A 17,139-nucleotide genomic window follows, 5' to 3' on the forward strand; every position below is an offset into this window, starting at 1 on the left:
GAAGCCCTCCAAGCGCCCGCCGCACGTGCATCGCAGGTTGCCACGGCCAGGAGGACATCGTTTCCGAGTCCACCTGACGCAGTCGCGTCACCCCGATGGGTTCATGCCTCGTACGAGGACGGCGTCAGGCTACTAACGCAAGTCGGCTCGCGTCAAGGTGGGCCCGGTCGCAACCTCGGAGCGACCACGAATCGCAGGAGTGGTCTTTCGGTCACCTTAAGTGTCATTTGACGCGGATTGCCAGCCGGCGCCATATTGCCGTCGCGTGATGAACCGAGCGGACCGGGTTGGACGAGGCCAGTCCCCCGTGACCTCGGGCCAGGGGCTCAGCCCGCGAGGTTCGAGTTCAGGCCCGCGCTCCCGGTCAAGCTAACCCACCGCTCCCGCCGGGTGGTATCCGCGAGACCGCCGATCACCGGCCGGCCGTCAGGGCCTCAGGATGTTGCGGATCGGCGCCGGCGAGGCCAGTGAGCACGGCGTCGACAAGCCTTGTGGGCAGGTCGTCATCGATGGGCTCACGCGTCAGCACGGTCCGCATGTGCAACGGGCCGATCACCATATCGAGCAGGAGCCGCCGGTCGACCGAAGGGCCGATCTCGCCCCGAGAGACACCACGCTCCACCATCTCGAACAACTGGTCCATGCGAAGCTGCGCATGGTACGTCCGCTGCCGCCCCAGTTCGGCGCTCTCCTTCGCCGCGGCGAGCGCGCGGCTGAGGGCGGCGCCAGGCGGGGTACTGAAGAAACCGGCCAAGGCCTCGGCGAAGGCGATCAGGTCGCCACGTAGCGATCCCGTGTCGGGTACCGGGTACTCCTCGGCGTAGTCGGACAGGGCTCCAAACAGCAGACCTTCGCGGGTCCCCCAGCGGCGGTAGATCGAGCTCTCGTTGACGCCAGCCCGCTCCGCGACTCTGCTGACCGTGAACTCGTCCGGCCCCAGCTCGAAGAGCAGGCCCATCGCCGCGTCCAGGGTCGCGCGACGAACCCGGGCCGACCGGCCGCCCTCCCGCCTGCGGACGCTCCCATCGCTCACGAGGTTCAGCGTAGCGGTTGGCATGGGGCCCCACTCCAGTGATCCGACGCCGCACCGTTCACACCCCTCACCCCCTTGTCTCAAGTCGAGTCGCTTTAAGCTTGACGCGACTCGACTTGCGTTAGTACCGTGATGCTCGACACATAGACCTCCATGGAGCCATGCAACCTCCGCAGGGAGCTAGTCGCCGAGACGGCTCGCGGGTCGCGCCAGGTCACGCCAGGTCACTCGACAGCAGCGGGAACCGTCGCTCCGGTCTTGGCCGGATTGCGCGGAGTCTCGATAGTGACAAAGCGGCCGAAAATCCAACGATTGCCTTCCGAAGGAACGGACCGTGATGCCACCGGTCGCATCGGCATCTCACCAGCAAGCTGTTGGACCGGTTTGAACCGGGCACGTCCGTGGGTGGCGTGGTCAACGTGAGAAGGGGATCTGGACATGACGTTGTCGTTGGAGAGCATCAAGGGCAGGGCGGTCGATCTCGACTCGCATGAGAACACGCCGTTCGGGCGTTGGGGCGACGTGTTCGGTGAGGCGGGGCGCCACTTCCTCGAGGCGGTTCCGGAGTGGATCCAGGTGGCCGAGGTCCGCACTGGTGACTGGGACGGCAAGTTCACCCTTGATCACGGCGAGACGGAGATCACCGAGGAGTCGGTCTGGGAGGCCAAGGGGACGCTGGCACCGTCGTCGGTGGACATCGGGCGCCGGCCCGAGGTCCTGGACGCGATGGGCATCCAGCGCGCTCTGATCTTCCCGGCGTTCGGCTTCGCCGCGTTCGCCGCCGCCGCCGGTGGCGGTCAGAACCGGTTCGCGCAGACCAGCGACGAGCAGAAGGCCGCCGGGTGGGCGGGGGTGGAGGTCTACAACGAGTGGGCCGCGGCCATCACCTCGAACAACCCGGACCGCATGCGAATGGTGGGAATCCTGCCGACCGCGAAGCCGGGGATGACCCTCGAGGGTCTGATCGCGGAGACCAAGCGCCAGATCGATCTGGGCGTGCGGGCCTTCTTCATCTCCAGTGGCGTGCCGCCGCTGGGGATCTCACCGGCGTCGGTCGAGCTGGACCCGTGGTACGCGATGATCGCCGAAGCTGACATCCCCCTCACCCTGCACGCCGGTTCGGGTACCGGCTTCCTGGCGAGCGAGGTGTGGGCCCGAGCCCCGCAGTTCATGAACAAGTTCAACGAGGACGCCGAGTGCGTCGCCGAGCCGCTGTCGATCTCGACGGTGCACCTGCCCGAGGAATACTTCATCTCCACACTGGTGATCGGCGGTGTGCTGGAGCGACACCCGACCCTGCGCATCGGCGCCATCGAGCTCGGCGGGTACTGGATCGGGCCGCTGGCGGAGCGACTGGACCTGTTCACCGACCCGGCCCGGAACATGGTGTGGGCGGGCTCGAAGGCCCTCACCCTCAAGCCCTCGGAGTACATCGCCCGGCAGGTGCGGGTTACGCCGTTCGTCTTCGAACCCGTGGCACAGCACCTCGAGCGCTACCCGCATCTGGAGGACGTGTTCTGCTTCTCCACGGACTTCCCGCACCCCGAGGGGAACAAGTGGTCGATGAAGCGCTTCTACGAGCAGCTCGCTCCGAAGGTGAGCGACCGGTTCCTCGAGAAGTTCTTCATCACCAACGGTCAGCTCCTCGTTCCCTAGGAGTCGTGGCTGTTCACCGGTTCCGCCGTCGAAATTCGCAGGATTCCGATTTCCACCCGAGGTGATCGTCATGGCAATGCGGTGTGGTATCTGCGGTTCGCGCTGTCGTACCGGGACGTCGAGGAGCTCCTCGCCGAACGCGCTCCTCACGTCGATCACGTCACGATCTACCGGTGGGTGCAGCGCTTCACACCCTGCTGGTCGACGCGGCCCGGCCGTGCCGACACCGGCCCGGGGACAGATGGTTCGTCGATGAAACCTACGTCAAGGTCGCCGGCCGCTCGACCTACCTGTACCGGGCCGTCGACCAGCACGGCCAGGTCATCGACGTCCTCGCCAGCGAACGACGCGACCAGGCCGCCGCCCGACGCTGCTTCGTTCGAGCGCTGATGCAGGGGCGCCGGCCGGTCGAGGTCACGACCGACAAGGCGCCGGTCTTCCCGCGGGTCCTCGACGAGCTGCTGCCCGAGGCCTGCCATGTCGACGCCGCTCGGGAGAACAACTGGATCGAATCCGATCATGGCCGGTTGAAAGCACGGCTTCGGCCGATGCGCCGGCTGAAACGCCTGCGGTCCGTCCAAACCATCAGCGCCGGACACGCCCTCGTGCAGAACGTCCGCCGCAGCCACTACGAACTCGCCAATCGACACCCACCCGCAGCTTCGGCTCACCGCCGCGTTCACCGAACTCGCCGTCTGACCGGCAGAAGCCCGGGCCGCTCGCATGCCCAGCTTCCCCGCAACACAACAGCGCCGGCGCGAGATCGCCGACGCCGCGTGGATGCGGATCGAGCCAGACCGTGACCATTTCAAGATCTGTAGCGGACAAATCTTAGAATCGTCCCGATAACCGGGACGGACTGCGAACGCGGCCGCGAATCGCGCGCTACCCTCAGAGCGTCTGACCAATCGGGCGTTGGTTGCATCGGTGTTTCAGCATTTTCCAAAGGAGGAGAAGTCATGACCGTGACTCTCGAATCTCTACACGGCGAGATCATCGATACGGACTCCCATGAGCAAGTTCCGCTCCCCCAGTGGGGAAGTGTCTTCGGTAAGCCGGGGGAGCTGCTTCGGCAGATGTACCAGGGCTTTTACCAGAAGATGGCACCGACGGCCGAGCAGGGTCTTGAAATTTTCGAGAAGATGTACGGCGGAAGCCCCGCCGACACCATGGAGATCACCGATGAGGTGGTGTGGGAGTTCAAGGGGTTCGGTGCCCCCGGTGCGGCGGATATGACGCGTCGGCCGACGGTGATGGACCTGCAGGGAATCCGGACGCAGCTGATTTTCCCGACGATGGGGCTCTTCGCCTTCATGGCAGCTTTGGGCGGCGGACTTGCCGGCTTCCCTCGCGCGACACCCGAGGAGCAAGAGACCGCCCTGCGCGCCGTCGATGCCTACAACGAGTGGGCGGCGACCTACACGAGGCAGTTCCCCAACCGGCTGCGGATCGTCGGGATCATTCCGTCGGGGCGTTCCGGCTACACACCGGAACTGCTTCTCGAGGAGACTCAGCGCCAGATCGCGATGGGGATGAAGGCGGTGCTGATCTGCACGGGTCTGCCCACCGGCGGTCTCTCACCAGCACACCCCAGGATGGACCCGTTCTACGCGGCCCTCGCCGAGGCGAACGTGCCGCTGGCGATCCACGCCGTCGCCGGCGTCGGCTACAGGGCGTTCGACGATTGGGGCAGGATCCCCGGCGAACTGCACGACGTGTCCATACTCGGTAGCCACCACCACGCCGAAGAGAATTTCGTCGCCACACTCGTCGTCGGCGGCGTCTTCGAGCGCCACCCGAATCTGCGCCTCGGGCTGATCGAGACCGGTTCGGGCTGGCTCGGCCCGCTCGCCGAGCGGCTCGACGTGTGGCACCCGCATCTGACCCGTCCGATCCCCTACACCCTGCCGCGCAAGCCCTCGGACTACATCAACAGCAACGTCCGGGTCTCCGCACTCGCTCACGAGCCGGTAGAGAAGTTCTTCCAGCGGTACCCGAACATCCAGGACACGTTCTGCTACTCCAGTGACTACCCGCACCCGGAGGGCCTGGTCCGTTCGCTCGACAACTTCTACGAGCGCCTCGCCCCCCTCGGCGACGAGGTCGTCCAGAAGTTCTTTGTCGACAACCCGAAATTCCTCTGCCCCTGATCGTAATCTTGCCGGTGCCGCTCTCGCTCGGTGAGCTGTCGGTCAAGACGACGCTGCCGACCTCGACCGCCCTATCCGTCTAGATCAGATGAGATGAGTCAGTCGGTATCATCTTTTGGCCTGGGCGGGTAAGGAGAGGTAGACCGTGACGATGGCGGTGCCGGCTGGGCGGGGCCTAGTCGATGGTGTTCGTGTGAACGAAGGCGAGAGCGGCGGCCGGGGCGCTATGGCGTTACGGGGAAGCCGGGCATGCCAGCGGCACGGGCTTTGGCAAAATATTTCAGAGCGCAGTCAGATCCAAACCTCTGTCACCTTACCCAATGAGCTCAAGATATCACATACCAGACCACTCAGCTCCTGACTAAGATCTTTCTCGGCATCGGAGGGGAAGAGAGTGGAAAGCTGGATAGGTACCACAGTAAGGAGGCTCACAACGCAAGCTAGCCGGACGCGATGCGAAAGTAGCATATTCGGGTCATTGAAAGCCTGAAGCAAGCGGGACTCGACGCCCTCACCGTTGTCGCCATGCGGATTGCTCGSGGTTTTATGCAACACCTCGAGTGCGACTCGATCATGCAGGTGAAGGCGGAACAGTGCGCGATTACCAGAAACAAGGTCGATGACGGATTTCGCCAGGACGGAAATTTCTTTTCGTCTAACGATGTCCGGACTGAAACCCCCCAGCCTGTCGCGCAATAGTGCGTGCAGGCGCAGGTGTAGTGCCAGTAGAATCTCCTCCTTGGAGGAGAAATGGTAATACAGAGCCGCTTTCGTGAAATTCATTTGTTCAGCTATCTGGCGTAGCGACGTTTTTTCGTAGCCTAGTATAACGAATAGGTCCAGTGCCACGTCGAGGATCTTCTCGCGAGATCCCCTCTCGCCAGGGAGAGGGGCGGGTAGTTTGGGCATGTAGCGATTGTAGCGTCCTTGTTGCCAAACACCAAGTTCGGCTCGATTAGGCTTCCGCGTCGCATCTGTCCGGGCTGTCGATCTCGCTCGATTACACCGCGGCTCAGCGGCGTTAGATGTACTGGTATGGCCGCTCGGTGCAATTTCGTGGTGGCCGAGCACACATAGAGGTGAGAGTTCCTTCGGAATCTCGAGCTAGAGATGTGAGATGGGCTGACTGGCCATTTTTCCGAGGGGCTCTGGTGCATCGTCGGAGTCCGTTGTCCGATTGCGGATTCAGCCGATGGTTGCAACATCCGGGAGACCGAGTGTTGCGACGAGCTTATCGAGCTGACTCGCCGGAGTGGTCCAACCGAGAATCTTGCGGGGCCGGGCGTTGATCTCGGCAGCAACAGCCGCCGGATCTGCCGCGGTGTGGACGGACAGGTCGGTGCCCTTGGGGTGGYCGTGGCCGTGACTGCTGCCAACGAGGCGGGCGATCAGGCGCTGATGGGTCGGGGGCGAGGGCGGGCCAGGCGTGCAGGACGGAGAGCTGTTCGTGGCGCTGGTGCGGGTGCTGCGGCTGGCCGGCCGGCACCACGAAGATGGCAAAGCCGACCCCCGTTTCCAGGACAGACCGCCAGTCGTCCGGTTCGACACGCACGGCCCAGCCTGTCGGCGCCGGCTCGGCGCCAGCCGTGTCGGAGAGTGTCCGACTACCGGTGGGTCCGGTCGTGGCGGTTAGTGATGGGTTAGTTGGTGGTGGTCGGGGTGAGACGGCCCTCGAAGGCAATCGCGAGAGCGTTCAGCGCGGGCTTCCATCTGATCATCCAGCGGGCCCGGCCACGGCCGGTGGGATCCAGGGCCCGGGTGACCAGGTACAGGCACTTCAACGCGGCTTCCTCGCTGGGAGAGTGACCGCGGGCACGGACAGCTCGCCGGTAGCGGGCGTTCAGCGACTCGATCGCGTTCGTCGTACAGATCACCTTCCGGATCTCGACGTCGTAGTCCAGAAAGCGAATGAACGCCTCCCAGGCGTTGCGCCACAGGCGGATGACGTCCCGGTAGCGGCCGCCCCAGGTCTCGGTGAAATCAGCGAACCGCGCCTCGGCTGCGGCCACGGTCGGTGCCGTGTAGACCGGCTTGAGGTCCGTAATCGAATGAGGTCCCCCCTTGCGCATGTCAGGGAGACCCGCGGCTACAGATCGAGGCCTGGCCAAGGGGCGAGGTCGGGAACCGGCAGATCAGCCGCTGACGGCCGCGGCACCGTTGGACGCCGATCGCGGTGCAGATCGTCGATCTCATGCCTCTGAGGTGTCTGGCCGTGGACTGGCTCGGCGAGTTCGGCGGCGGTCAGGGCGACGGCGCTGACCGCGCGTTCCGGGAAGCGCGCGAGTAGAGCGGCGGCGCGGGTGGGACGGGGTTCGATGTTCCAGCCGGCGAAGCGGGCGTGGGCTTCGCGGGAGGCCTCGCCGAGGAGTTGGCGGACCTGGACGGCGTCGCTGGCCGCGGGATCCCATCGCCAGTGACGCCTGTCGAGATCCTGGTCGGTGGGCGCCACATCGGTGACCGAGCGGGCGAGCGCGGTGATGTCACAATCAGCGAGCTGGGCGCGGACCGTGTCGGTGAGGGCGTCGGGTAGGCCGCGTTCGACGATTTCGCGGGCTTGGCGTTCATCGGGTGTCCCGAGGAGCCAGCCGTTGCGATCGCAGACGGCTTTCAGCGCGACGTCGCTGAGGTCGAGGAAATGCGCCGGCACGGGGAGCCTCTCAGCGTGCCGTCGCAGCTCGGCCATGCGTACCGTTCCGGGGCCGCGGAGCGCGAGAGCGGACGCCAGTCCAGGGTGGGTGATGTCGAGAATGCCAAGTCCGAGCAGTACATCGTCACGGTGACCACGTCCCGCACCTGCGGTGGCGAGCCAACGGCGACCCTCGGCTGCGGTGCGTACGGCGGCGTCGAGTTCGCCGACGGCGTCTTGGATGGCGTACCAGCCGATCAGGTCGTCGCGGGTGGGCTTCAGGCGCGCGGCGGGCCCCTGGACCGTGGCGGGCACGGTGAGCATGGTGTGGGCGGGGACGCCGTGGGTGAGTCCGTTGGCGAGGATCCACAGGCGAGGGAGGTCCGGGTCGGAGGTGGTGCTGGCCCACCGCAGGTGGGTTCGCGCGAGGTGGGTGTCCAGGGCGAGCGGAAGGTTCGCCCCGTGGAGCGCGTTCAGGCTGGGTTTGCCGCGGCCGGGTCGCTGGCCGGGACGGATGCGGGCAGGGTAGCCGGCGCGGGCAATAAGGGTGCCGACATCAACGGCGAGTTTCGCGAGCTGACCGGGGTCAACGCGATGCTGGGCAGCTGCCTGCCGAAGGACGGCGAGCTGTTCGCGGGGTGGCTGGTTGTAGGCACGTGCTGCGACGTCGGTGAGTGCGGCGATGAGCGCGGGCCGCCGCGCGGCGGGGAGCGGCGAGGGCGGTCGCGGTAGCCCGCGGAGGTCGTCGATGATCTCCGCGGCTCTGCGGTGCTGCTCATGGCGAGGCAGCGGTCCTGGCGGTGTGTGGTCGGGCCAGAGGGTCTGAGTGCGTTCGATGCCGAGGGTCCGGTCGTGCTGTGCTTCGGCGCCGACGCGTCGGGGGCGCCGGCCGGTCCACGGCGTTCGTACCTGGGCGAGATCCCGCTGAGCGCGAGGTGTGTTCGCGTCGGCGAACAGGTCCCAGTCACGGCGGCCGAGGAGGTCATCGGCTGTCCTGTGTGTTTGGTCAGGGTCGCCGGGCCCGGTCATGAAGCGGCCTGTCCGCCCGGCATTCCCCTGGTCTTGACGGAGAAGAATTCCTGTCTGGCGTTGCCTGACCGGGAGTCTCGCGAGGACGTTCGTGTTCGGGCCGGCGTGCTGGTTCGGCCCGCGGTACGTTCGGCACCGCGGATCGGCGTTGGGCCCGCCGCTCGACGAGTCTGCCTGCCGCCGGCACGGCGTCTCTGGTTATGCGGTGCGATCAGCCTGCTCACAAACCAGCAGGCTCAGGCGCGTTGTCCTCGGGACACGCTCCGGGCAGGTCCTCGCGGCAGCAACCGCACGGCTCTGGCGCACCCGGGTTGTCATCGCGGAGGTCATCCCCGGCGATGGCGACGCGGCCTCACACTGCCTGCGCCTGGACTTACCGACCGTGCCGACACAACGCTGGCGGTGATCGGGAGTTCCTGCTGCTACCTGATTCTGCTGAGACGCTGGCAGAGGATTTCAAGGTCGGGGTCGGTGGTCCCGTCCCAGAACGGGTCGGCGCGTTCGGCACGCAGGTACGCCTGGTACTCGGCGCGCAGGGCCGCGCGGTCACCGGCTCGGGCGTAGGCGCGTAGCCGCAGGGCGAAGAGGCCGGGGTGGGTGGGCAGGACCGCGAGTCCGCGCTGGGTGACGTCGAGGACCGCGTCGGTATCGCCGCGGTCGAGGTGGAGATCGGCAAGCAGAAGCGCGGCGCGGATGACCGTGGTGGTCAGGACCGAGCCGAGTTCGGCTTCGAGCCAGGGCGCGCGCGCAGGCGTTCCGCGGACGAGTTCCAGGCCGTCGGTGAGCGTACGGATGGCGCTGTCGGGGTCGGCCCGCTGCGTCTGAGCATGTTCGAGACGGGCGTGGAGCAGGTCGAGGTCGGTGGTGACGGCCGGGCTGAGGGTGATGGTCGTTCGGCGGGTAGGCAGCCACTGGCGGGCCTGTTCGCCCGCAAGCGAGACGAGCAAGGAACGGGCCCGGCCGAGTTGGTTGTTGATGGAGCGGACCTGAGCGCCGGTAGGCCAGAGCGCGGATTCGAGGTCGGTACGGGTTCGTCCGCGGTGGGTGGCGAGCCACGCCAGGACCTCCATCGTCCGTTCACGGGCGAGGTCGGGCGGAGGACGGCGGCCGTCACGTCCGACGCTGTCGAAGGGGCCGAGGAGTCCGATCATGACCGACCAGTCGGGTTCGATGAAGGGTGCGGAGCGTGCGGAGGGCTCGGGGAGCACTGCGGGTGCGCGAGCTGTATCGGGGCCGGTGGCCGGCGGAGGGGTGGCGGGCTGGTCGATGTCGTCGAGGAGGTGGATGAGGTCGTGGAGTTCCTCGGCTGCCATCCCGACCGGTGTGATCGTGATGCCGAGGGGGTCGAGGCGCCAGCGGGGCTGGTTGTCGGGGCCGAGTCGGTCGAACGTCAGCGACCAGGGCGGGGCGATGGCGGGATGCGCCTGGGTGATCAGGGCGAGGCCCTGTCCACCGGTACCAACCAGATGAGCGAGTGAGGCGACGGTTTGAACGTCGGTAGCGCCTGCGGTGGGGAGAACCAGCGCGACGGTCGGATCCCAGTTCTCGGTCGCAGTGCGGGCGCGCGCGGCGAAGGTGGAGCTCTGGCCGGCCCGGTCGAGGTCGCCGCCGATCGCCGTGACAGCGGACAGGACCGTACGTACGACGTCTGGCAGCCCGGTGGCGATCTCCACGCGGTCGTCCTTGAGGAGGCCAAGCGGGTCGAAACCGAGCGTCACGATGTGCGGTGCGACGGCCAGGGGCGACAGGGCAAGGGTGGCGAGGAGCGCGCGGGCGAGGGAACGCAGGCCGGCGGTTCCGGTCTCGCCGGAATCGAGGGCGAGGACGCCGAGGGCTTCCAGGTCGACATGAACCTCGGTGCCGTCGGGCTGGGTGCCGAGCTGCACGAGCAGCGGGCACGGCGACGCCAGGTCGTTCACCAGCGGGAGCGGAGACTCCGGTCGCAGAAGCCAGCCCAAGCCACCGGCATCGGCCACCCAGGGCGCGGGCGGGTCCGGGACGGGGTCGCGAAGGTGGACGTCGATCGTGCCGTCGGGCCGGACGAAGACCACCAACGGCATGGGCCCGGCTCCGGACGTGTGCATGCGCGTGCGCCGGGCGGTGCCACGGCTCGTTCCGCGTTCTGCTCGCTGGGCACTGGCGACGTGTGCGGCGGCAAGGGCTTGCATCGCCTGGTCGAGCCGGCTGAGGCGACCGATGTCCGCGTGCGCCAGCACCGCGGTGTGCAAGGCAGCGCCGGCCGGCTCGGGTGTGGGCGAGACGCCATACGGCCCGGACTCGATATCACGACGTCGTCGACGTGCGTCGATGGTCACGGCGGCGGCCGCGGTGAGAAGTCCGGCGCTGGCGAGCCAGTACGGAAGGACGCTGGGCCCGCGGTGGGAATCCGCACCAGCCTCAGTCGACGGCCGGAGGCTCCAAGCCGGTGCGGACCCTCCCTGCGCGACCAACGCGGCGCCATTGGCCTCGAAGCCGATGTCGGTGGCCGTCACCGGTACCGCTGGTCCGGCCCCCGCCGGCGAGGCGGATGCGGTCACGGGACGGGAGAGCGCCAGGCCCAGCACGATGGACGCGAGGGCAACCCACCGTGCGGTCGCGCGCCGAACCGCACTCGGCGCCGGGGCACGGAAACCACGGCGCGGCATGCTGTCCGCGCCGGCGCGCGTTGCGGAAGCGCCGTGGCACGTGGCCGTGCGCGCCCCCGGCTGCTCGGCGCGGCCTGGGTACCGGCGCGCGCCGAGCGACAGGATCTCCAGGACGATGCCGAGCGCGAGCGACGCCCAGACCAGCCAGGCTGCTACTGCCAGCGCGTTGGGGAACACGTCCGGGTGCACGTAGCCGCGTTGGGCCAACGTCCACCAGCGTGCCGGCTCCCAGCTGGTGGGCAGGGGGTAGCCACGCCACACGGCGAGGAAGATCGGCACCGCGACGAGGAACAACACCAGGCCCACAAGGGCCGCGAGGCTGCGCAGGATCTCCGCGCCCCCGGGTGGAGGGGTCGCGGCCGGCGGTTGGCGGGCGGGACGGAGGTCGGGTTGGGTCATGGCGGTGCTCCGACCGGATGGCTAGGGGCCGCGGGTGGCGACTGCCGAGCGGGTCYGGACGACGGTCTCCCCGGCTGCGCCGGAGAGGGCGAGCAGGGTGTAGGGGATGTGGAGCCGAACAGTGACAGTGACGGTGTTCCCGGTGGCTTCGGCCGTTCCGTCGATGCCGTGCCGGTCGAGGTAGTCGCGCGCGGCGGCTTCGGCCGCTGCCCGGTCAAGGGCTACCCCACTCGCATCACCCGGGCCGGCGCCAGGGCCCCGGTCGGTGCTGCCTCCGGTGCCGTTCCCCGTGCCGGCGCCGACACTGGCGCCGGTGCGCAGGCTCGCCAGATCGATTTCCTGCGCGCCGGCCCGGGCGGCTTTCGCGGCGAGGTCGGAGGCGTCGGCGTTCGCCGCGAGAACCCGGCTGGCGTCCACGAGCAGACCCGCGAGGATGAGCAGGCCCGCGAACAGCACCACGAACATGACGCTGACCGACCCGGCGTCGTTCGCGTCGGATCTCGGCGCGGCGTGTGCTGGTCGGGTCGTCGGGCCCGGCAGCGAGCGAAACACCGCGGCCGGGCGGCGTGGCCAGGACGTGTTCATGCCGGTCGTGGTCGCCTGGGATCGCGGCGATCGGGTACGCCACCGCGGTAGCGGTCGATGATCTCCTCGCTGGTCGCGGTGACGAAACGGGGCGCTCCGAGGAGAAGGTTGACGCGGCAGTCGATGGTGACGGTGACCGTTCCGCCGGGCCCGTAGTTGGACAGGTCTACCGACACGAAGACGAGGTCCTCCTCGCAGACGCCACCGGCGAGCAGGCGACGTGCCGTGGCATCCGCGGTGTCGTAGGCGTCCTGGAGCAGCGCCAGCGCGGCGGCGCGGGCGCTTTCGCGCGCCGCGTGGCGGACGGTGGCGCGGGCGTGGGGCAGGGTGAACGCGACAGCGAGCACGGCGAGCGCCACCAGGAGGCAGGTCCAGCCGACCACGAACTCGACCACGACGGACCCGCGGTCAGGTTCCGCTGGCCGCTGCCGGCCGACACGTCGACGTCGCGGTGGGAGCTCGGGGCGGACATGGCGGATCACGACGTGCCTCCGGTGAGCGCCTGCCGCTGGCCTGTCGGCGCGGCGACCACGTCCCGCTGCTGTGGCGGACCGTGCTGGGGCACGAAGCCGAGCACCGGGCCAGATGCCGATCGGGAGACCGTTGTGCCCARCACCGTCGTGACGGACACCGTCACGGTCACCGTCGCGGGAACGCCCTGTGTGCCCGCCGAGACGCTCGTGGTTGTCGTGACGTCGGTGACCGCCCTGCTGGAGCGTGCGAGCCGGTCAGCGGTCGCGGCGGCATCGGTGGCCACGCCGTCCGGCGTCTGGGCGATCTCGAGTGCCCGCTGGGCGCCGGCCAGTGCCGCCTGTGCGGCCAGCCATCGCATCCCCATCGTCAGCACCAGTGCCAGGACAGCGAGGACGCCAACCATGACCACGGCCAGTTCGACGGGGCTGCTCCCCCGGTCACCGCGGTCGGGATGTCTCCGTCCAGGTGGGCGTTCCCGTCGATCGTCAGTGGTGGCATCACGGCGTACCGCCGTCACGGCATCGGGATCGGCGGAGGCGGCGGTTGGAGGGTTCGCGAGATCGGCGTGTGGGCCGGGGCCGGCGGTCCTCATTGGCAGGTCGTCGGATCGGCGGCGGTGCAGATGTTGTTCGCGACCTCGGTCGCTTTCGCACGCACGATCGCGATCACCACTACGGCGATCATGACGAGGCCGACGGTGATGACCGCGGTGACCAGTGCGTTGCCGCGGTCGCTGCCTCGTTCGACGGCGCGCTGTTCGAGAGCCGTGCAGAAGTTCGTCCAGTACAGGTGCGCCAGGGTCAGGAGCACACCGAGTCGGTGCATGTCGTTCAGTCCCTTCCGCTTCTCGTCCTTGCCGTTGTCGATCGGGCACGCGGGAGTCAGATCACCCGCGCAGGTACAGGCGTCACAGGGGCGTTTCCACGCTCATCAGGACCGCCAGGAGCGGGTGGGTCAGGAACGCGACGAACGCCAGCGCTACCACCGCGGCCGGCAGTTCCATCGCGGCGTCAGCAGTGGACGTTTCGAGGCGCACCTGTGCAGCCTCCGTCGCGCGCAGGTGCACCGCCTTGCTGCGCAGTGCGATCACCGGTGAGGCGCCCCGCAGGGCCGAGCCGACGGTCAGTCGCAGGTCGGTGAACTCCGCCAGCGGGACCCGGGCGGCAAGCAGCGCGAGGCCGGCATCGGGTGGGAGCCCGTGGGAACGCGCCCAGTCAAGCGACGAGGAGATGGCGCCGAACGCCCAGCCCTGCCCGGCGCCGGCGGCGGTCCGCAGCGCGGAGTACAGCGGTGCGCCGCCGACCAGCAGGATCCGCACCAGGTCCAGGTAGGCGGCGACGGCCGCGCGTACTTCGCGCCGGCGGGCGGCCACCCGGCGGTGGACGGGCAGGTCCGCCGACAGGAAGCCGAGGACCCCGCACAGGAGGCAGGCCGCGGGTAGCAGCAGACCCGGGAGGCTGACGCCGGCGGCGGTGAGCACCACGACCAGGGCGGTCGCCGTGCCGCTGGCGACCAGCAGGCGCAGCATCCGTGTCGCCGTGTGCAGGGCGGGATCCCGGCCGAGGATCGCCAGTTCGTCGGTCAGCAGCAGTCGCCGAGACCGCGATCGTCCCAGGACCCGTTCCGTCGCCGAGTCCAGGCCGACGGCGAGCCTGTACACGCGGTACGAGTGTGGGAGAAGCCGATCCTCGGACCGGTCATCGCGGGCGGCGTCACGGGTTCGGCGAAGGTGGCGGCCGAGCAGGTAGATCCCCGCGCCGAACGCCGCGCCACACAGCGCCGGAGCCACCGCAAGCGCGCCGACCGGCGGGTTCACCGCGCGCCACCGAAGCCGCCGAAGAAGTCGGGCGGCTCGTCCGGGCGGGACAGCCGCAGCAGGGTCCGCACCGCCAAGCCGACGACACCGACGATCACGACGAGGATGACCTGCCCCGATGCTGTCCGGTACGGGTCGAGCATCGCCGGCCAGACGACGAGAACGCCGAGGGTGGACAGTGCGAACAGGCCCAGCAGCAGCGTCATCGCACGGCGGTGCCGGGCCCGGGCCGCGTGGGTGTCGCGCAGGACCGCGACACGGTGCCGTGTCACCTCGACCTGGTCGGCCATCAGCTTCGCCAGCTCGCCGGCACCATGCTGGTAGGTCAACACCAGCGCGGTGACGATCGCCCCGACCGCCGGATGGGCGACATCCCGCCGGAACCCGGCCAGCGCCACGGGGAGCGCCTGGCCGTCCAGCCGTGTTCGCAGACGTCGCAGGGGAACGGCCAGGGCCGGCGGCGACGCGGCGCAGGACACCGCGACGGCGGTCTTCAACGGCTGGCCCGCGTCGAGCTCCTGGCGCAGGGTCTCGCACCAGGACGCGACCGCGTCGCCGAGCTCGTTCTGCTCGTCCACTCTGGGGCCACACCGCGCCTCGGCGACAAGCCATCCCACCCCGGCGCCCAGCACCGCGAGGACCGGGACACCGACCACGGCGCCGGCCGCCAGGCCGAGGACACCGCCGGCCACGATCGGCATGGGGGCCCCGGATGGTGTCCTTCGACGCGCGGCGAAAAGTGGCGCCAGCGCCCGCCCGTCATCCGGGCACCTGCCAGTGCCGGCGCGGACCAGGGCGACCAGCAGCCAGCACCCGAGGCCGGCGGTCGCGCCGAACAGCGCAAGGGACGCAAGGCGCGGCGCGGTGCTCATCGCGCCGCCCGCGCCATCCGGCGCGTGTCGAAGCGCGCCGGGTCGATCCCCGCGCGCCGCAGCTTCCCGGCCAGCGTGTCGGACAGATCGACGTCGGTGCGGATCGCGCGGCGTGTGCGCGCCTGCCACCGCCACAGAGCCGCGGAGGTGACCCGCCCGTCGCGATACTCGCCGATCTCGCGGACCGCCGTGACCACCCGCCGTCCGCCGACGTTCTCGACGTGCACCACAAGGTCGACGGTGGCGGCGATCGTGTCGAGAACCGCGGCCTCGGGAATCTGCCGCGACCCGAACGCCGCGTAGGTACGCAGCCGCGTCACGACGTCCGCCGCGCTCGGCGCGTGGATCGTCGTGGCGACGCCCTGGGCGATGCCCTGCCCGACCGCGAGGAGCAGCGGCAACACTCCCCCGTCCGGGCGGAGCTCCCCGAGCAGGACCCGACTCGGGGTCTGCCGGCGCAGGTTCTCCGTGAGGTAGCGCTCCATCGGATATTCACCGCGGCCGTCGACGTTGGACTCCCGGGTCTCGAACTCGACGAGGTTGCGGAACCGATCCCGGGACAGGTGCAGTTCCGACTCATCCTCGACAGTCACCACCCGGTCGAGGACCTGCGGTTGCGGGTGCGCGTTGGCCCAGGCCCGCAGCAGCGTGGTCTTCCCTACACCCGTTCCACCCGAGATGATCAACCCGAAGGGGCTGGTCAGCCGTGCCACCGCGGCCAGCAGGATGCCGACGTCCGGGCCGAACATGCCCGTGCGCGCGAGGCCGTTCAGGGTGTCGAGGCCGGGGAGGAACAGCCGGCAGTCGACGTGCGTGACGCTCGTAACCCGCGATACCGCGTGGACCCGCACGCCGTTCGGCAGCCGGAACCGCACACTCGGGCTGCTCTCGTCGAACCGTCGTCCAGCGGACGCCGCGTGCTCGGCGACCCAGGCGAACGCGGCGTCGTCCGTCGCGAACGGCGACGAGGTCTCCAGCCGGTGGCCGGACGTCCGCTCGGTCAGCACCATGTTGACGCACCCGTTTACCTCGACGTCGGAGAACCTGACGGCTTGCAGGAACGGACCCAGCGCCCCGAGCTGTGATGGGGTCGGAGGGAGCCGTGTCCGTCCCTCGATCACGGATGCCGCGTTCATCCGCCGTCCCCGTTCTCATCCCCGGCTGCGGTGGGGGCCGAGCCGAGTAGGCGAACGCCCTGGTCGGAGGTGGCCGCTGCCGCCACGTCGATCGCTGCCTGCTCGGGAAGCCGCAGGTAGACGACGGTCTGCCCGGACTGTCCCGCCGATTGGGGCCGCTGCACCTCGGTGACCGTCACGTCGCGGGCGAGCAGCCGCGGTCCGCCCGCGGGCGGCGGGTAGCCGAGGACACTTACCCGCTCGCCGGGACGCAGCGCCGCGGACGGCAGGTCCTGCGCGCTGACGGTGACGCCGAGGGTCACCGTGCCGGCGGGAAGCGCGACGGAGCCAACCATCTCCGGGCTGATCAGCGTGCCCGCCGGAAGGTCAATGAGCGCCTGGCGCCCCACCAGCACCCCTCGCGCCGCCGCCGGCGCGGTGAGACGGACACTGCTGCCCTCGACGTCGACCCGTACCACCGCCAGATCCGACGGCGTCACCTCGGTGCCGCGCGGCAGCGGCCGGGTCAGCGTGAGGACCTCGACGCTGCGCCCGCTGTCGTCGGAGGCGAGCCAGACCGCGCCGGCCGCGCCGACCAGCATCAGCAGCAGCGCCGCCGCCGCGCCGCCCCACCGCCGACGCAACCCGGCGAACGGCGGCTCGGCGTCGGGGCTGTGTGGTGTCCACTCGTCCTGGTCCTGGTCGACGTCCTCGACCGCAGGTGAGAAGGCCATCGTCA

14 protein-coding genes and 3 pseudogenes are annotated in these 17,139 nt (G+C 69.1%); 3 read left to right on the top strand and 14 right to left on the bottom strand.

All coding sequences use genetic code 11. From position 1 onward, the window contains the following. Positions 1-412 precede the first annotated feature (412 nt). Positions 413-1,057 (bottom strand): TetR/AcrR family transcriptional regulator, encoded by a 645-nt coding sequence (locus CcI49_RS11650; RefSeq protein ID WP_076826376.1) that lies wholly within the window; start codon positions 1,055-1,057, stop codon positions 413-415. Between the two features lie 414 nt (positions 1,058-1,471). Here CcI49_RS11650 and CcI49_RS11655 point away from each other — a divergent pair, with 414 nt between their 5' ends. From CcI49_RS11655 to CcI49_RS11665, 3 genes and pseudogenes are all read left to right on the top strand, one after another. Beyond that, positions 1,472-2,689, top strand: a complete 1,218-nt coding sequence (locus tag CcI49_RS11655) for an amidohydrolase family protein (RefSeq protein WP_076826378.1) — start codon at positions 1,472-1,474, stop codon at positions 2,687-2,689. A gap of 70 nt (positions 2,690-2,759) precedes the next feature. Next, positions 2,760-3,388: pseudogene (locus tag CcI49_RS11660) on the top strand (IS6 family transposase). A gap of 260 nt (positions 3,389-3,648) precedes the next feature. Next, positions 3,649-4,839, top strand: coding sequence for an amidohydrolase family protein (locus tag CcI49_RS11665; protein WP_083749449.1), 1,191 nt, complete (start codon positions 3,649-3,651; stop codon positions 4,837-4,839). Between the two features lie 291 nt (positions 4,840-5,130). On the opposite strand, the gene CcI49_RS11670 is transcribed toward CcI49_RS11665, so the two are convergent. The 13 genes and pseudogenes from CcI49_RS11670 to CcI49_RS11730 form a co-directional block, all read right to left on the bottom strand. Further along, positions 5,131-5,688, bottom strand: a complete 558-nt coding sequence (locus CcI49_RS11670) for a helix-turn-helix domain-containing protein (protein ID WP_241840014.1) — start codon at positions 5,686-5,688, stop codon at positions 5,131-5,133. A gap of 336 nt (positions 5,689-6,024) precedes the next feature. Beyond that, positions 6,025-6,189: pseudogene (locus CcI49_RS43230) on the bottom strand (IS30 family transposase); the annotation flags it as partial. A gap of 290 nt (positions 6,190-6,479) precedes the next feature. Next, positions 6,480-6,878: pseudogene (locus CcI49_RS11680) on the bottom strand (transposase); the annotation flags it as partial. Between the two features lie 47 nt (positions 6,879-6,925). Then, positions 6,926-8,494, bottom strand: coding sequence for a hypothetical protein (locus CcI49_RS11685; RefSeq protein ID WP_076826388.1), 1,569 nt, complete (start codon positions 8,492-8,494; stop codon positions 6,926-6,928). Positions 8,495-8,916: 422 nt separating this feature from the next. Then, complete coding sequence (locus tag CcI49_RS11690; RefSeq protein WP_116437385.1) at positions 8,917-11,538, bottom strand: bacterial transcriptional activator domain-containing protein; 2,622 nt, start codon at positions 11,536-11,538, stop codon at positions 8,917-8,919. A gap of 21 nt (positions 11,539-11,559) precedes the next feature. Beyond that, positions 11,560-12,123: a pilus assembly protein TadG-related protein gene (locus CcI49_RS11695; RefSeq protein WP_241840015.1), complete on the bottom strand. Its 564-nt coding sequence runs from the start codon at positions 12,121-12,123 to the stop codon at positions 11,560-11,562. Next, positions 12,120-12,518 carry a hypothetical protein gene (locus tag CcI49_RS11700; protein WP_083749450.1) on the bottom strand — a complete coding sequence of 133 codons (399 nt, stop codon included), beginning with the start codon at positions 12,516-12,518 and terminating at the stop codon, positions 12,120-12,122. Before CcI49_RS11700 ends, CcI49_RS11695 begins: the two co-directional genes overlap by 4 nt. Positions 12,519-12,601: 83 nt before the next feature. Then, positions 12,602-13,000, bottom strand: coding sequence for a hypothetical protein (locus CcI49_RS39610; protein ID WP_241840019.1), 399 nt, complete (start codon positions 12,998-13,000; stop codon positions 12,602-12,604). Positions 13,001-13,185: 185 nt separating this feature from the next. Continuing rightward, positions 13,186-13,422, bottom strand: a complete 237-nt coding sequence (locus CcI49_RS11710; RefSeq protein ID WP_076826394.1) for a hypothetical protein — start codon at positions 13,420-13,422, stop codon at positions 13,186-13,188. Between the two features lie 82 nt (positions 13,423-13,504). Then, complete coding sequence (locus CcI49_RS11715) at positions 13,505-14,413, bottom strand: secretion system protein (protein WP_076826396.1); 909 nt, start codon at positions 14,411-14,413, stop codon at positions 13,505-13,507. Continuing rightward, positions 14,410-15,285, bottom strand: coding sequence for a hypothetical protein (locus CcI49_RS11720; protein ID WP_076826399.1), 876 nt, complete (start codon positions 15,283-15,285; stop codon positions 14,410-14,412). The genes CcI49_RS11715 and CcI49_RS11720 overlap by 4 nt, the downstream gene beginning before the upstream one ends. After that, the gene (locus CcI49_RS11725) at positions 15,282-16,421 is read right to left on the bottom strand and encodes an ATPase, T2SS/T4P/T4SS family (protein WP_076826401.1); all 1,140 of its coding nucleotides are present in this window, start codon (positions 16,419-16,421) and stop codon (positions 15,282-15,284) included. The genes CcI49_RS11720 and CcI49_RS11725 overlap by 4 nt, the downstream gene beginning before the upstream one ends. After that, positions 16,418-17,134, bottom strand: coding sequence for an SAF domain-containing protein (locus tag CcI49_RS11730; RefSeq protein ID WP_241840016.1), 717 nt, complete (start codon positions 17,132-17,134; stop codon positions 16,418-16,420). The genes CcI49_RS11725 and CcI49_RS11730 overlap by 4 nt, the downstream gene beginning before the upstream one ends. Positions 17,135-17,139 lie beyond the last annotated feature (5 nt).

This window comes from Frankia sp. CcI49, from assembly GCF_001983215.1.
GTDB classification, from domain to species: domain Bacteria; phylum Actinomycetota; class Actinomycetes; order Frankiales; family Frankiaceae; genus Parafrankia; species Parafrankia irregularis.

Bases quoted from the DNA above. Each gene is read 5' to 3' on its own strand.
- CcI49_RS11650 (WP_076826376.1), bottom strand. From the start codon at position 1,057: ATGCCAACCGCTACGCTGAACCTCGTGAGCGATGGGAGCGTCCGCAGG.
- CcI49_RS11655 (WP_076826378.1), top strand. From the start codon at position 1,472: ATGACGTTGTCGTTGGAGAGCATCAAGGGCAGGGCGGTCGATCTCGAC.
- CcI49_RS11665 (WP_083749449.1), top strand. From the start codon at position 3,649: ATGACCGTGACTCTCGAATCTCTACACGGCGAGATCATCGATACGGAC.
- CcI49_RS11685 (WP_076826388.1), bottom strand. From the start codon at position 8,494: ATGACCGGGCCCGGCGACCCTGACCAAACACACAGGACAGCCGATGAC.
- CcI49_RS11690 (WP_116437385.1), bottom strand. From the start codon at position 11,538: ATGACCCAACCCGACCTCCGTCCCGCCCGCCAACCGCCGGCCGCGACC.
- CcI49_RS11710 (WP_076826394.1), bottom strand. From the start codon at position 13,422: ATGCACCGACTCGGTGTGCTCCTGACCCTGGCGCACCTGTACTGGACG.
- CcI49_RS11720 (WP_076826399.1), bottom strand. From the start codon at position 15,285: ATGAGCACCGCGCCGCGCCTTGCGTCCCTTGCGCTGTTCGGCGCGACC.
- CcI49_RS11725 (WP_076826401.1), bottom strand. From the start codon at position 16,421: ATGAACGCGGCATCCGTGATCGAGGGACGGACACGGCTCCCTCCGACC.
- CcI49_RS11730 (WP_241840016.1), bottom strand. From the start codon at position 17,134: ATGGCCTTCTCACCTGCGGTCGAGGACGTCGACCAGGACCAGGACGAG.